The following is a 15392-nucleotide window of genomic DNA, read 5'->3' on the forward strand; positions in this document are numbered from 1 at the left end:
CTGCGTCGTCCTGCACTTCGAGTTCGGCGTATCGGTCTTTGTCCCGGTTCGGTTGGGAGTCGTCTGCTTCGTGCGTGCTCGTGGTCATGCGATTCGGTAGTTTGTTTGTCTCCATTGTTCGGTAGCAACCCCTCAGTGATAAGTGTTACCTACTACCATGGTTTCTCAGTATTCGATAGGCGACGAAGCATCATAACTGTTCGCTATCGGAGACATTCTATCTGAAGTACCGTTACGTGGCAAAATCTAGTCGGGATGCTTACCTAACGGTATTTAACCCGGTAAAAAGCCGAAAAACGGTTACTATCGGTAAGTCGATTTCGTGACGTAACTTTTTATCAGCTGACGACCTATTCCGCGTATGAGCGACGAACCGGAACGGCTGACCATGTGGTGTGCGGGCGAGGATTGGTGTCCGATCACCGCGACGGCGACGCTCGTCGGCAAGAAGTGGCATCCCGTCATCGTCCATCGACTGCTCGTGAGCGGTCCTCTCGGGTTCAACGCCCTCAAGGAGGAAGTCGATGGCATTTCGAGCAAAGTGCTTTCGGATAGCTTGGAGGATTTGGGCGAAAAACGCCTCGTCAACCGCGAAATCGTGAGCGACAAACCGGTGCGGGTGGAGTACTCGCTGACGTCCATCGGCGAATCGCTCGAACCCGTCATTCTCTCCATGCGCGACTGGGGGACGGAGTATCTCGCCCCCGCCGACGACCCGGACTCGGCGATGGTGTGAATCCGGGCCCGCTACCGTTCCAGTTCCCGTTTTTCCTTCTCGACTACGCGAACGTTCCGGATGGCGGTGTCCGGATACCCCCCGTCAGCGTCCTTCTCGACGGCCTTCACCATGTCCCAGACGACGTTCAATCCAGTCGTGACCCCCTCCAGCGCTTCCAACTCACACCCCGTCTTCCCGGTCGTCTCGACGGCGACCGAGAGGACGACTCGGTCGTCCCGCACGTCGAACTCGGTGTCCACGTTCGTGATCGGGATCTGGTGACACATCGGAATCGTCTCCCACGTGTGTTTGACGGCCTGTACCGCACCGATTCGAGCGGTCGCCAACACGTCGCCCTTCTTCAGGTCGTTCTCCCGAATCGCGTCGACCGTCGAGGGCTGAAGGTGGATCTCGCCCTCGGCGGTCGCCCGACGAGCGGTGTCGGGTTTGTCGCCGACGTTCACCATCTGCACCTCGCCCGATTCGTCCGTGTGGGTCAGTTCGCCGTCGTCGGTTCCGTTTTCAGACATCGTCCGCACCCCACATCGCCGCCGGAATCGTTTCGAGCATGTCGGAGGCGAGCAACCCCTCGTAGCGGCCATCGTCGTAGCACAGATCGCCTGCACGTCCGTTGACGAACGACCCGACGCAGGCGGCGTCGAACGCTTCCGTCGTCCCGAACAGTCCAGCGACGATTCCGGCGAGCAGGTCGCCCGTGCCGCCGACCGTCATGCCCGTGTTGCCCGTCCGGACGACTCGCGTTCGCTCGCCGTCCGAGACCACGTCGGTCTTCCCCTTCGCCAGCACGACGTGGCCGATGTCGGCCGCGAGGTCCTCGATTTCGTCGGTGACTTCGGTCAGGTCGTCCGTATCCGGCCCGCCCATCTCTGCCAGTTCCTTGCGATTCGGCGTGCAGACGAGGGTGGCTTTCGTGTCGAGGTCCGGAATCGCCGGGAGCGCGTCGGCGTCAACGACCGCTCGTCCGGTGTAGGATTCGAGGAAGTCCGTCGCCGCGTCGAGGGTTTCGTCGGCGTTCCCGAGTCCCGGCCCGATAACCACGGTGTCGTCGTACGATTCGGCGGTGTCGACCAAGTCGTCCACCTGCTCGGGCGTGAGGATGTCGCCATCGTAGGGTTGGACGATGAGGTCCTCGGCGTAGCCCTGAATCACGCTCGCCACGGAATCCGGCGCGGCGACGAACGAGAGGTCCGCTCCCGCCCGTAGCGCGGATTGGCCAGCCAGCGCGGGTGCGCCCGTGAACGGCCCGCCGCCGATGACGAACACGCGTCCGCCGACGTTCCCCTGCACGCTCCGGAGGTCGCCCGGTCCGACGATTCGTTCGGCGGCCGCGGGGATGCCGATGTCCGAGACGGTCACGTCGGATGCGACGTCCGCGAGTCCGGGTTTCATGTCGTGGAACGTGACGACCGCGTCGGCCTCGACCGCAGTACCTTCGGACTCGCCCGAATCGGCGTTCAGACCCGAGGGGACGTCCACCGCGAGGACGGATGCGTCGGCGTCGTTGATGGCCCGGGCCGCCGTCGCGGCGGGTTCGCGGAGCGCCCCGGTCACGCCGGTTCCGAGCATTGCATCGATCACGAGGTTGCAGTCGGGGAGTTCGAACGCCCGGGAATCCGTCACCTCGGTCGTGTCGTAGTCGGCCTGCTGAAGGGCATCCCAGTTCTCACGCGCGATGTCGGTACCGATGGTTTCGGCGCGGCCGAGCAGCAGGACGGACACGTCGTACTCGTCGAGAAACCGCGCGGCGACGAAGGCGTCCCCGCCGTTGTTCCCCCGCCCCGCCACGATGGCGACGTTCGCTCCCGGCGAGGCCATCTCCCGGACGCGGCGGGCGATGGCGTTTCCACTCGATTCCATCAACTGCTTGCGGGGCACGCCGAGGTACTCCGCGTTCTCGTCCACGGCGGCCATCCGCGCTGCGGTTATCATACCCGGGCGTTCGGTCGGATTCCGGGTTAACGTTATGGGCTAGGGCGGTTCGAGCAGTGCGATTCGGTAGCGGCTTCACGAGGGACAGGGTAACCGGGGTAGCGGTTCGCTCTGCTGGGGTGAGAGAGCTTTCAGTATCCTCCTCTCACCACCCTTCGACTCACTCACGTCGCCGTCGCTATCGCGGGCGTTTTCGGACGGATTCGTGGGCCGCCGTCTCGTCACCTTCCTCCACGGAGTACAGCCGTTTCACCGGTACCACGGTGTGCATCTTGGCCATGCCACCGTCGTGCCGTCGCCACTTGGTCGAATCGTGAAGGATGTAGCGCCGGGGGGCGCGCGCCTTCAGTTCGGCGACCAACTCGTCGAAGCGCTCGGCGTCGAAGCGCTCCTCGGAGACGAAGTCGGTATCTATGACCAACGAATCCCGGCGCGGGACGCGGTCGAGTCGGCCTTCGCAGACGCGTTCGAACTCGACTGCCAACGGCGGTAATTCGGTGTCGAGCGGGAGTTTGACGTACGCCTGCCTGTAGTCCGGTTGATCCGTTTTGCGCTTCCAGTACCGCGAGGCCCAATTCGTTATCCGTGTACCCATTCGCGTGCCACCTTGGATTAACCACTCAAACCGGGATAGTAGTCGTTTCGCTGTCCATATCTCCCGGATTCGTGATGCGTCAACGGACGACAATCCCCGAACACGGGGACGAACCTCCGCTCGAACGCGAAATTACGCGAATCTGAACGTTACCTCGACTACAGCACCGGCCATCGCCACGAGAACACTCGCGTCGGCGATGTATTCGTATGGCGGTTTCACCACGAGGAAGTAGTGGCCGAGAACGATGACTGCAGCGACGTAGAACGCGACGAACGTGGGATGGCCAGCGTCGTGGCTCATCGGCCATCCGGTGATCGCTGGCGGGAACCGGTTCTGGGTCGAATCTTACCGGCGCGTACCGAGCGGGGCCGGAATTCAGCTTTGTGCGTGTCTGTCGGCCCGCGACGGTGGCGGAATCTGTGCTTCGCTCGACCCCGGTGCGTCGGGAAGCAGACACCGCTCGGATTCGCGGTTGACGTGGGCGTACTGGTCGGGTGCGTTCGCCAGTGGATGGGCGGGATTCTGTTCGCTTCGGATCCGGGCGGCCCGAAGTTCGCCGAACCCGGCAATCCTGGCGCGGATACCCCGCCAATGGTACTTGCCCGCACGCGGGACGGAGAACGGTTTCGGCGGTCGCCAGTCCGTCCGGTTGTGGGCGAGAACGGCGTTGTTGACGTTGGCGGCCAGTTGATCGTGGTCTACCAACACGCCGACTCGTGCGTGCTTCGGTGCGCGGACGGCCAACACGTCGAGTCCGAGATGAAGTGCGCGATACTCGGCGACGTTGTTGTCGGGGACGCCGTCGTCGGGGACCGAGAGTCGGGCGACCCGCCTGCCGTCGCGTGTCTCGATGATGACGCCGAGACCACCGCTGCCCGTCTCTTGGTCGAACGACCCATCGCTCGTGATGTAGAAGTCACGATGGTGCGTGTGAGGCGGGTGGGCGATGTGCGGGGTGGGCGACTCATCGAACAGGTCACGTAATGAGGGATGACGGCCGTGAACGGCCATATTTGTCGTATCGATGTAGTATTACATAAATGTGCGGTTGGGTTCAGTAGGAAATGTCATGAGACAATAAAACGCGGGCGATGTTGTCCCATACCACAGATATATATGTAGTTACCCGCCATTTCAGGGTATGCCCGACGAGAGACTCAATCGGCGGACGTATTTGAAATTTGCAGGCGGTGCGGCAGCGTCGGCGGCCCTGGCTGGCTGTCTCGGTGGCGGCGACAACAACGACCAAAACGATGGTGGCTCAGGTACCGACAGTACCACATCGAGCACCGACAGCGGTGGAAACGGGAACTCGTCATCGGGCGACCTCCCCGCGACCATCACGCAGGGACAGATGCCGTCCACGCTCGACCCGCACAACCACCGGGAGACGACGACGGACAACGTCGTTCTCCAAGCCTACGAGGGCATCCTCTCGCGCGATAAGAAGGGAAAGATCACGAAAAAGTTGGCGACGAAGTACGAGCGAACCGGCGACAAGACGGTTGCGTTCACCATCCACGACGACGTGAAATTCCACAGTGGCGAGAAACTCACGCCGGAGGACGTCGCGTTCAGCGTCAACCGCATCGTGAAATCGGGCGTCGGGAACCTCGAAAGCCCACAGAGCGACCAACTCTCGGGCGTGACCGGCGCGGAGGTCAAAGACGGCAAAGTCGAGGTCACGTCGGACGGCGTGAACCCCATCGTGTTCGGCCTCTTTGCAACCTACTGCGACGTCATGCAGAAGAAGTGGGTGCAGAGCCACGAGAAGAACTACATCGCGAAGCACATGAACGGAACCGGCCCGTTCGAGCTCAAGAAGTACACCGAGGACGTGAAAGTCGTCTTCAAGCGCAACGAGGACTACTGGCGCGACCCGGCGTCGGTGTCGGAACTCACGTTCAACGCGGCGAAGGAATCGAGCACCCGGGTTAACCAACTGCTCAACGGCGAGACGGACATCATCGTCAACGTCCCGCCGCAGGATGCGGGGAACGTGAAGAATTCGAAGAAAACCACCCTCTCGGCCGTTCCGAGCACGCGCATCATCTACAACGCGATGCGCTACGACGCGAAACCGTTCGACAGCCCGAAGTTCCGACAGGCGATGAACTACGCCATCGACCTCGACAGCATCATCGAGAACATCCTCTCCAGTTTCGCTAGCCCGACCGGCCAACCGACGCTGGAAGGGTTCACCGGCTACAATTCGAACGTCAAACCGTACTCGGCGAAGAAGAAGAAGGCCGAACAGCTCGTCGAGGAGAGCGGCAACGCCGGGGCGAAGATCACGCTTCACACGCCCGTCGGACGGTATCTGAAGGACGTGGAAATCGCACAGGCGGTGGCAAAACAGATCGACCAGCTCAAGAACGTCAACTGTTCGGTGAAACAGCGTGACTTCAACTCGCTCGCCGGGGAGTTGACCGACGGCAAGATCGACACCGGTCCGAAGTTCTACCTCATCGGTTGGGGGAACGCGACGTTCGACGCGAGCCAGACCATCATCCCGCTCCTCACGACGAACGGGGCGCTCACGTCCTACAGCAACAAGGACGTGGACAAGATGATGAAGGAAGCACAGAACATGCCGGGCGGAGACAAGCGGAACCAGAAACTGTACAAAATCAACAAAACGCTCCACGACCAAGCGCCGTGGATCTTCCTCAACCGGCAGTACAGTGTGTACGGCGTCAGCCAGCGTATCAACTGGGAGGCTCGCCGTGACGAACGTATCGACGCCTACGCCATCTCTTCAAAGTAGATGAATCAGTTATCGATGGGGTGTTCATAGATGTCGATGGGACGGTTCCTGTTCCGACGGGGCTTACAGGGAATCTTCGTCATCTGGGGGGTCGTTACCGTGGTGTTTCTCCTCAGGTTCGTCACACCTGGAAGTCCGATCACGGTCATCGCTCCGTTGAACGCCTCGCCACAGTTGAAACACAGAATCGCAATGGAACTCGGCCTGAACAAACCGTTGTACGTCCAGTACGGCGAGTACATCTGGAACCTCTTGCACGGGGATATGGGGTACTCGTACGTCTCCGGGACGCAAGCCAGTTCGCGCATCTTCGCGCGGCTTCCGGCGACCATCGAACTCGCCGTCGCGTCGAGCATCGTCGCCATCGTGCTCTCGATCCCGTTGGGCGTCATCAGCGCGACGCGACGCCACGACCCGGTCGACTACCTGGCGACGACGTTCTCGCTGACGGGCATCAGCACGCCGAACTTCTGGCTCGGCATCATGCTGGTGTTGCTGCTGGCGGTCGGCGGGTCGTTCCCGACCGGCCATCGCGGCATGGGGTTCTTCCCGGCGGTGGAGATGCTTCTCACGCAGGGGAGCATTAGCGGACTCGTCTCGTGGGGGAAACACATCTTCCTCCCGGCGATCACGCTAGGAACGTACTTCACCGCGCTCATCACGCGGTTGACCCGGAGCGGCATGCTCGACGAACTCGGGAAGACCTACATCCGGGCGTCGCGGGCGAAGGGACTTCCGGAGACGCTCGTGCGATACAAGCACGCGCTTCGGAACACGCTCATTCCCGTCATCACCGTTCTCGGTCTGCAACTGGGGACGCTCATCGGCGGCGCGGTCATCACCGAGCAGGTGTTCGCGTGGCCCGGCCTCGGGACGCTGATCATCCACTCGATCAACACCCGTGACTGGCCGCTCATTCAGGGGACGCTCATCATCATCGGGACGGGCTTCGTCCTCGTGAACATCGCCGTGGACTTCCTGTACGCGTACATCAACCCGCAGGTGGTCTACGAATGATCTCGCCCCGGACGCTCCGGAACCTCAAACGTGAGTTCCGCAGCAGCCTGCTGGCGAAGATCGGCCTCGTGCTCGTCATCGCGGTCATCCTCGTCGCAGTGTTCGCGCCGTTCATCGCCCCGCACAACCCGTACAATCAGAATTTGGACGACTCGAAACTGCCGCCGCTCGGCTTCAGCAAGCAGACGACGCAGACGAGTTCGAAGATGGTCGATGGACAAGTGAAGATCGTCAACAACACGTCCTACGTGAAAGCACAGCCATCCCATCCGCTCGGGACCGACCAACTCGGAAGGGACATCCTCTCACGGGTCATCTACGGGGCGAGAACGTCGCTCCTCGTCGGTATCTTCGGGACCTTGTTGGCGATGCTCATCGGCGTCACCGTCGGACTGGTCGCGGGATACTACGGTGAACTCGTAGACGACGCACTGATGCGGAGCGCCGACATCATGCTGGCGTTCCCGTCGCTCGTATTGGCGATTGCGCTCGTCGGCATGTTCGACCAACAGGTCATCAGGGTACCCGACCCCTTCGTGGCCAGCGGCCTCGTTTCCGGGATGCCCGCCAAAATCGGGGTCTCGGCGACGGTCGTCGTCGTCGTCGCGCTCGTCAACTGGGTGTGGTTCGCCCGCGTCTCACGCGGCGAGGCGCTGACGGTCGTCGGCGAGGAGTACGTCAAGGCGGCCCGCTCGGTGGGTGCGAAGCACTCGTTCGTCCTTCGTAAACACATCCTGCCGAACAGCGTGACGCCCATCATCGTGCTGGCGACCATCCAGATTGCGGCCATCATCCTGCTCGAAAGCTCGCTGTCCTACCTCGGTTTCTCCGGAGTGAACCTCTCGTGGGGCTTCGACATCTCGCAGGGGAAGGACTACCTCGCCACGTCGTGGTGGATTTCGACGGTTCCGGGATTGGCCATCGTCATCACCGTCATCGGCATCAACCTCGTCGGTGACTGGTTGCGCGACGCGCTCGACCCCGGCATCGACGGCGAAGGGGGTGGCGTATGAGCGACCTGCTTCGCGTGCGTGACCTCTCGACCCGATTCTTCACGGAAAACGGGCAGGTCAACGCCTGTGAGTCCATCAGCTTCGACGTGCGGGAGGAGGAAGTGTTCGGCGTCGTCGGCGAATCGGGGTCCGGAAAGAGCGTCGCCGCGCTCTCCATCATCGACCTCGTGGAGTCGCCCGGCAGGATCACGTCGGGCGAGGTGTGGTATCGGAACGCCACGCTCGCCGAGGAAGTCGGAGACAATCGTCCCGAGGCGGTCGATGGCGAGTTCGTGGACATCCGGCAGTTGACGACGCGGGAACGCCGCGCCCTGCGCGGCCCGTCGTTCAGCATGATCTTCCAGGATCCGATGAGCAGCCTCAACCCGTCGATCACGGTCGGCGAGCAGATCGCCGAGGCGGTCGAAGTCCAACGACGGGCGAAGTCGAATCCGCGTTCGACGCGCTCGCGGACGCAGGGCTACGGTCTCGGAAGCCTCATCGCGGGAACCATCTTCCCGTCCCGGGACTACGTCAGCGAACCGAGTCGGGCGAAGGCCATCGAACTGCTCGAACAGGTCGGGATTCCCGACCCGGCGGACCGTGCCGACGAGTATCCCCACCAGTTCTCGGGCGGGATGCTCCAGCGGGCGATGATCGCCCAAGCGCTCGCCGGTGAACCCGACCTGCTCATCGCCGACGAACCGACGACGGCACTGGACGTGACCATTCAGGCCCAGATCCTCGACCTGCTTCGGGAGTTGCAGGCCGACACGGGCATGAGCATCATGCTCATCACGCACAACCTCGGCGTCGTCGCCCGGATGTGCGACCGCGTCGGCGTGATGTACGCCGGAGAACTGGTCGAACACGGGACGCTCGAAGACGTGTTCGACGACTCGGTCCACCCATACACGCAGGGACTGCTCGGGTCGCTTCCCGACTTGGAGGACCCTGCACCGCGGCTGCAACCCATCGAGGGGAACGTCCCCGACCTGATCGATTCGGAGATGGACGACCGCTGTTACTTCGCCGACCGCTGTCCGAAGGCGATGGAGGAGTGTCTGTCACATCCGTCGATGCACGACGCGGGTGGCAGTCCCGAACACGAAGCGCGCTGTGTGCTCACCGAGATGGAGTACGACGAGGCGAGAGCACTTCCGTCGAACTACTTCGAGGGCGACGAACGAACCGAACCCATGGAGGCAAACGATGACTGACCACCTCGTCCGCGTCGAGGAACTGCAGAAGTACTACTTCGAACAGGACACGCTGACCGACCGCCTGCTCGGCCGCGAACCCAAGAGCGTGAAAGCCGTCGATGGCATCTCCTTTGCCATCGAGGAGGGCGAGACGCTCGGACTGGTCGGCGAATCCGGCTGTGGCAAATCCACGACCGGCGAGACCCTGCTGGGTCTCCGCGACGCGACCGACGGTCGCGTCGTCTTCGACGGCCGGGACGTCTACGACATGGACGACCTGACCGAGTTTAGAAAGCGGGCGCAGGTCGTCTTTCAGGACCCGTTCTCCAGTCTGGACCCACGGATGACGGCGGGCGAAATCATCCGCGAACCGCTGGACGTCCACGGCGTCGATTCGCGGGCGGAACGACGCGAGCGCGCCCAGGAACTCATGGAGCGCGTCGGTCTCTCCTCGGGACAGATCGATCGCTATCCACACGAGTTCTCGGGCGGCCAGCGCCAGCGTATCGGCATCGCCCGGTCGCTCGCGCTGGAACCGGAGTTCATCGTGTTGGACGAACCCGTCTCGGCGCTGGACGTCTCCGTGCAGGCGCAGGTGCTCAACCTCCTGCAGGACCTGCAGAACGAACTCGGCCTGACGTATCTGTTCATCGCCCACGACCTCTCCGTCGTTCGGCACATCTCGGATCGCGTGGCGGTGATGTACCTCGGCGAAATCGTGGAACTCGGGCCGGTGGACGAGATCTTCAACGATCCACAGCACCCCTACACGAAGGCGCTACTGGAGAGCGTGCCGCGCGCCGACACCAGCGAACAGGAACGCGACATCAACACGCTGTCGGGCGACGTGCCGTCGCCGCGAAACCCGCCGTCGGGATGTCACTTCCGGACGCGGTGTCCGAACGTCATTCCGCCCGAGGACGTCCGGATCTCCCAGTCGGCGTACCGCGAGGTGATGGACTACCGCGAACGCCTCGAATCGGGCGACCTGACGCGTCACGGCGTTCGGGAGTTGGCCGCCGGGACGGAGGAGAACCCCGAGGAAATCGGCGACGAGGCGCTGATCACCGAGTTGTGGGACGAACTGTTCGACCACGAACTCGACGGCGACAACCGCGAAACGGTCGCCGAATCGTTCGAGCGGTTCGTCTCCGGCGACCGCGAGGGTGCCGTCGCCGTCATGCGTGACCGCTTTGCGAGCGTCTGCGAGCGTCAGAATCCGGTGCTCCAGAACCGCGAACATCCGGCGGCCTGCCACCTCTACGACCAACCGGAACCGCCGAAGACGGAGTCGGAATCCGAACCGGGAATCGAATCGTCGGCCGACTAACCTCCCCCGATTATTTTCACGCTTCGAACCCGTGTCCGTGGACGAAGAGTTATACGCGAAGAAGCACTACTAGATGAACCCCAATGGTCGCCCGTGAGTACGATTTTTGGCTGCTCGATCTGGACGGGACGCTCATCGACATCGACCCGGCATACGTTCGCTCGGTGTTCGACCGCGTGAGCGACCGTCTCGGACGCGAATTTACCGACTACGAATCCGAAATCATTTGGCACGGTCTCGGCGGGTCACGCGACGCGCAACTCAGCGCGTGGGGTATCGACCCCGTCGAGTTCTGGGAGGTGTTCCACTCCATCGAGGACCCGCAGGTCCGTGCGGAGAACACTTTCCTTTACGACGACGCCGAATTCGTCGCCGACCTCGACTGTCCGGTCGGATTGGTAACCCACTGTCAGCGCTTTTTGACCGACCCGGTGCTCGACGGACTCGACATCCGCGACTGGTTCGACACCGTCGTCTGCTGTGACGAACAGTTGGGCTGGAAACCGAATCCCGAACCGGTCGAACACGCCATGACACAACTCGGCGTCGGCACGAACGAGCGCGGCGTCCTCGCTGGCGACGGATCGAGCGACATCGGTGCGGCGTGGAACGCGGGGTTGGACGCCGTCCACGTCGAACGCCACGACCCGTCCCGGAGAAAACAGTGCGTGCTCGGTGATTACCGAATCAACAGCTTCGACGAGCTATGGATGAACTCCCGGCAGACGTTCGAGAACACCGACTAACGTCGAATCGACCGTCGATGCCAGTTCCGCTACGCCCTCCTTCTCCTCGCGGTTGGGATTGACGAGAATTCGAACCCGTTCCTCGCCGAGCGGGACGAATCCCAACCCGAGTTTTTCCGCCGTCGAGCGCAGGCCGAGTCCCACATCCGCCGCGCCTGCAGCGACTTTTCTCGCCGGGCTTTCGTGGGCCTTCACGGTGAGTTCGAACCCATCGATGGATTCGACCAGTTCGTGACGGGTCGTATCGCGGTCGTCGGCGAGGTCGGCGACTGCGTTGCCGAGCGTCGTCCGGAGACCAGAGTCGGTCCCACGATTGATGAACCGCAGGTCTCGGTCCACGAGGTCGGCCAACCCGTCGATGTCCTCGGGATTTCCGGACGGGACGACCAGCCCCCACTCGCGGTGATAGGACGCCAGTTCGGTGCCACCGCTCGCGTCCGAGGCGGAGTCGTTCGCCGTCCCAGCGGAACCACGTTCGGCGTCTCCGGACACGACCGCGAAATCCGGCACACCGTTCCGGAGGCGGCGCAGACCTTCCCGGCTACCGAACGGGAGATAGCGCGGCGAGTCGAGGGAATCGAGCAGTCGGGAGAGCGCGGGGTCGTCCTCGCCGACGCCGAGGACCGAGGGGGTCCGAACGTCGGGCGAGAACAGTCGCACGGAGACTTCCTCGCCCTCCCCGAGATACGCCGTATTCGGTGGGACCGTCACGACGCCGTCGGCTTCCACGAGGCTGGTCGTCGCTCCGCTTCCCTTGTCGACCGGATAGGCGAGCGTGCGGCCGTGTTCGTCCTCGACCAAGCCGGTCGGCATGAGTCGCATCCGACCCTCGTCGTAGCGTTCCTCGGCGGCCATCCGGGCTTCGACGGTCGCTGTGGCTGGTTCCGGGAGTCCGGCGGCATCGCGGATGGCGGGCGCGACGAAGGTCTGGAAGATGGTCAACGCGGAGACGGGATACCCCGGCAGGCCGACGTACGCCGAATCGGGGAACCGCCCGACGAGCATCGGCTTGCCGGGTTTGACGGCGACGCCGTGGAGCAGGAGTTCGCCGCGCGATTCGATGACGCGGTAGATCACGTCCACCGCGCTCGCGCTGGTCGATCCGGACGACAGGACCAGGTCGCACTCCTCGGATGCCTCCAACAGCAGGCGCTCCATCTCCTCGTAGTCGTCGCCAGCGTGCGGATAGAGGACAGGGTCTCCGCCCGCTTCCGCCACGGCGGCCGCCGTCGTGTAACTGTTCACGTCGTAGATCTGTCCCGACTCGTCCGACAGCGGGTTGCCGGGACGGACGAGTTCGTCGCCGGTGGAGATGATGCCGACGGTCGGCGTTCCGCGGACGGGTACTTCGTCCACGCCGAGCGCCGACAGCAGCCCGATTTCGCGGGCGGTGAGTCGCGTTCCCGGTCCGAGCGCACGTTGACCCGCCGCGATGTCCGCCCCGGCGAGCATGGTGTGTTCTCCGGGCGTGAGAGCGGTACGGACTTCCACGCCGTCCGTTCCCTCGCGCTCGACATAGTCGGTTCGTTCGACCATCACCACGGCGTCCGCGCCGGGCGGCATCACCGCCCCGGTGGAAATCTCGACGGCTTCGCCCTCGCCGACCTCCACGTCGGGTTCCGTCCCCGCGTGCACCTCTCCCACGAGGTCGAGGACGGCAGGGTCGGCCTCGTTCGCGCCGAAGGTATCCCTCGCCTGGACCGCGAAGCCGTCCATGCTCGCCCGGTCGAACCCCGGCACGTCGCGGTCGGCGTCGAGTCGCTCGGCCAGTACTCTACCGCGCGCTTCGGTGAGCGAGACGTACTCGGGGTCCGCCGAGAGGTCCAACGAGGCGATCGCTTCGTGTGCCTCCTCGGGTTCCGCGAGGTCGCGGAACTCCTTTCGATCGGTCATGCCGACCACTCCCAGTTTCCGACCGCGACGGTCTCTCCCGCGGGAATCCCCTCGCGCTCCTCGGGGACTTCGACCCATCCATCCGCCAGCGCGACGCTGGAGAGGATGCCCGAACCGCTCGTTCGCGTGGGGGTGGCCGACCGCTCTTCCCCGTCCTCATTCACCGTCACCCGAACGAACGATCTGATACCGGGTTCGCTTCGAATCTTGCGTTCGAGCAGTGCATCCGTCGTCGGGAAATCATCGAGCGGCAGGTTGCCCGTCCACTTCAGCGCGGGCCGGACGAATTGGACGGCGTTGATGATGCAGGCGACCGGATAACCCGGCAACATCACGATCGGGGTTTCCTCGCCATCCGGGTCGGAATCCTCCGAATTCTCAGAATTTTCACTGGCCATCGTGTCGTGTTCGATGATACCGAGGGCGACCGGGTGGCCCGGTTTCAGCGCGACGCCGTGGACGATCACTTCGCCGATGGAGTCGACGACTTCCGGAAGCAGATCCCGCTTCCCCACGGACGAGCCACCCGTCGTGACGACGATGTCGTGGTCGAGGTTCGACTCGATCGCTTCGCGGAGCGCCGTCTCGTCGTCGGTCACCACGTCGTGATACGTCGCGTCGCCACCCCATCGCTCCACGAACCGGGAAACCGTGAGGCCGTTGGTTTCGACCACTTCGCCCGGATCAGGGTCGGTTTGCACGAGTTCCTCACCGGTCGGAATCACGGCGATCCGCGGCGGTTCGTAGACGGTCACTTCGCGCACGCCGACGGATTTCAGCATGCCGAGGTCGGACGGCCGCAGACGATGGCCCTGCTCGTAGAGCGACTGTCCCCTCTCGACATCCTCGCCGACGGGTGCGACGTTTTCGCCCTCCGCGACGGCATCGAACACTTCGATGTCGGTTCCGAACTCGTCCGTTTGCTCTATCATCACTATCGCGTCCGCCCCCGCCGGTACTTCGCTCCCGGTGTGGACCCGAACTGCCGCGCCGGGGCCCATTTCCTCCGCTCTTCGGAGGGCTTCGGGCGACCGGCCGCTGGCACCGAAGGTGTCCCGTGCCCTGACGGCGTAGCCATCCATCGCGGCCTGCGAGTAGTGGGGGACGTTTCGCGGGGCGACGATTTCCTCGGCGAGCACCCGATCATCCGCGTCGAGCAGCGGGACGGATTCGGTGCGGTCGTGTCCGGCGACGACCTCTTGTAGTTGCTCACGCGCCGCCGCCACGCGTGTCGTTTCCTTGAACCCGGACTGCTTTCTGTCCGGTTGGTGGTCGCTCATATGAACCCGTTCGGGACGGCGGGCAAAAAGGAAGCGGGGAACACTTATCGTCTCGTAGACAACACGGTTCGGCATGGCCCTCCCTGATCAACCGCTCGCCCTGTTGATCGCCGCCGTCGCCGCGATTCTCGGCTGTGCCCTGTTGTGGTACGGTGGCCGCGAACTCCTCCTCTCGTATCGAATCCTGACCAACGACCCGAGCGACGTGATGTCGCTCGGTGACGGCGGGCCTGTCGAGGTGGAAGGTACCGCGCAAGCCCAGGGCGGAACCCTCACGTCCCCGTTTACCGGGACGGAGTGTCTGGCATACGAGTACGAAGTCAAGGAAGAACGAAACTCCAAGAACGGGCGTAGTTGGACGACCATCGACAGCGGCTACAACTTCACGGCGTTTCGCATCGAGGACGGGACGGCCAGCGCGCTCGTGGACCCTCGCTCGGCCGACTTTCGGTTGAGTGCCGAACGTTCCATCGACGTTCGCGGCGGGAAACGACCGCCCGAACCGATACGGGAGTTCATCCGGCGAAACGAGGACGTCGGGTCGGAGGAGAAGAGCCTCGACTTGAAACTGTTCGAGTTGAACACCGGAAAGGACCGAAAATACATCGAGAGACGCCTCGATGTCGGCGAATCGGTTCACATCCTCGGCGAGGCGCGGTACGACGCCAGTGCGGGGAGCGAGGCCGGGGAGGTGAACACCATCATCGGGTCCGGCGGCGACACCAAGTTCGTCATCTCGGATACGGACGAACGCGGTGCAGCGCAGCGTGCGGCGTGGAAGGGTCTCCCGTACGTGGTCGCCGGAGTCCTGTTTTTCGCCATCGGTGCGTTCGTCCTCGGCCTGTAATTCGACCGCCAAGACCGCACCCTTTTTCGGCCCTGCGTCCTAAGACGCAACT

General features: G+C 63.3%; 15 protein-coding genes. 8 read left to right on the forward strand and 7 right to left on the reverse strand.

The genetic code is table 11. From position 1 onward, the window contains the following. Positions 1-361 precede the first annotated feature (361 nt). On the forward strand, positions 362-736 hold the full coding sequence (locus NKF25_RS13790; RefSeq protein ID WP_253227235.1) for a helix-turn-helix domain-containing protein: 375 nt from the start codon (positions 362-364) through the stop codon (positions 734-736). A gap of 11 nt (positions 737-747) precedes the next feature. On the opposite strand, the gene moaC is transcribed toward NKF25_RS13790, so the two are convergent. The 5 genes from moaC to NKF25_RS13815 form a co-directional block, all read right to left on the reverse strand. Further along, positions 748-1248, reverse strand: a complete 501-nt coding sequence (gene moaC / locus NKF25_RS13795) for a cyclic pyranopterin monophosphate synthase MoaC (protein ID WP_253227236.1) — start codon at positions 1246-1248, stop codon at positions 748-750. Then, positions 1241-2668, reverse strand: a complete 1428-nt coding sequence (locus NKF25_RS13800) for an NAD(P)H-hydrate dehydratase (protein ID WP_253227237.1) — start codon at positions 2666-2668, stop codon at positions 1241-1243. Before NKF25_RS13800 ends, moaC begins: the two co-directional genes overlap by 8 nt. A gap of 178 nt (positions 2669-2846) precedes the next feature. Further along, positions 2847-3263, reverse strand: a complete 417-nt coding sequence (locus NKF25_RS13805) for a hypothetical protein (RefSeq protein ID WP_253227238.1) — start codon at positions 3261-3263, stop codon at positions 2847-2849. A 132-nt stretch (positions 3264-3395) separates the two neighbouring features. After that, positions 3396-3566, reverse strand: a complete 171-nt coding sequence (locus NKF25_RS13810; RefSeq protein ID WP_253227239.1) for a hypothetical protein — start codon at positions 3564-3566, stop codon at positions 3396-3398. A gap of 75 nt (positions 3567-3641) precedes the next feature. Continuing rightward, a complete protein-coding gene (locus tag NKF25_RS13815; protein ID WP_253227240.1) occupies positions 3642-4277 on the reverse strand; it encodes a reverse transcriptase-like protein in 636 nt (211 codons plus the stop codon). Positions 4278-4407: 130 nt separating this feature from the next. On the opposite strand from NKF25_RS13815, the gene NKF25_RS13820 reads away from it, so the two are divergent. The 6 genes from NKF25_RS13820 (at position 4408) to NKF25_RS13845 (ending at position 11320) form a co-directional block, all read left to right on the forward strand. Further along, entirely contained in the window at positions 4408-6033 is a 1626-nt protein-coding gene (locus NKF25_RS13820; RefSeq protein WP_253227241.1) for an ABC transporter substrate-binding protein, read from the forward strand. 30 nt (positions 6034-6063) lie between these two features. Further along, entirely contained in the window at positions 6064-7050 is a 987-nt protein-coding gene (locus NKF25_RS13825) for an ABC transporter permease (protein ID WP_253227242.1), read from the forward strand. Continuing rightward, on the forward strand, positions 7047-8063 hold the full coding sequence (locus NKF25_RS13830) for an ABC transporter permease (RefSeq protein ID WP_253227243.1): 1017 nt from the start codon (positions 7047-7049) through the stop codon (positions 8061-8063). Before NKF25_RS13825 ends, NKF25_RS13830 begins: the two co-directional genes overlap by 4 nt. Beyond that, positions 8060-9262, forward strand: a complete 1203-nt coding sequence (locus NKF25_RS13835; protein ID WP_253227244.1) for an ABC transporter ATP-binding protein — start codon at positions 8060-8062, stop codon at positions 9260-9262. Before NKF25_RS13830 ends, NKF25_RS13835 begins: the two co-directional genes overlap by 4 nt. Further along, a complete protein-coding gene (locus tag NKF25_RS24380) occupies positions 9255-10574 on the forward strand; it encodes an oligopeptide/dipeptide ABC transporter ATP-binding protein (RefSeq protein WP_303647117.1) in 1320 nt (439 codons plus the stop codon). Before NKF25_RS13835 ends, NKF25_RS24380 begins: the two co-directional genes overlap by 8 nt. An 83-nt stretch (positions 10575-10657) precedes the next feature. Beyond that, positions 10658-11320, forward strand: coding sequence for an HAD family hydrolase (locus NKF25_RS13845; RefSeq protein WP_066145406.1), 663 nt, complete (start codon positions 10658-10660; stop codon positions 11318-11320). On the opposite strand, the gene NKF25_RS13850 is transcribed toward NKF25_RS13845, so the two are convergent. Both NKF25_RS13850 and glp read right to left on the reverse strand, forming a co-directional pair. Beyond that, positions 11279-13213, reverse strand: coding sequence for a molybdopterin biosynthesis protein (locus NKF25_RS13850; RefSeq protein WP_253227245.1), 1935 nt, complete (start codon positions 13211-13213; stop codon positions 11279-11281). The genes NKF25_RS13845 and NKF25_RS13850 overlap by 42 nt on opposite strands. After that, positions 13210-14493, reverse strand: coding sequence for a gephyrin-like molybdotransferase Glp (gene glp / locus NKF25_RS13855; RefSeq protein WP_253227246.1), 1284 nt, complete (start codon positions 14491-14493; stop codon positions 13210-13212). Before glp ends, NKF25_RS13850 begins: the two co-directional genes overlap by 4 nt. A gap of 73 nt (positions 14494-14566) precedes the next feature. Between glp and NKF25_RS13860 the strand changes: the two genes are divergently transcribed. Continuing rightward, positions 14567-15340 carry a hypothetical protein gene (locus NKF25_RS13860; RefSeq protein ID WP_253227247.1) on the forward strand — a complete coding sequence of 258 codons (774 nt, stop codon included), beginning with the start codon at positions 14567-14569 and terminating at the stop codon, positions 15338-15340. The last annotated feature ends 52 nt before the right edge of the window (positions 15341-15392 follow it).

This window comes from Haladaptatus sp. AB643 (genome assembly GCF_024136975.1).
Lineage (GTDB): Archaea > Halobacteriota > Halobacteria > Halobacteriales > Haladaptataceae > Haladaptatus.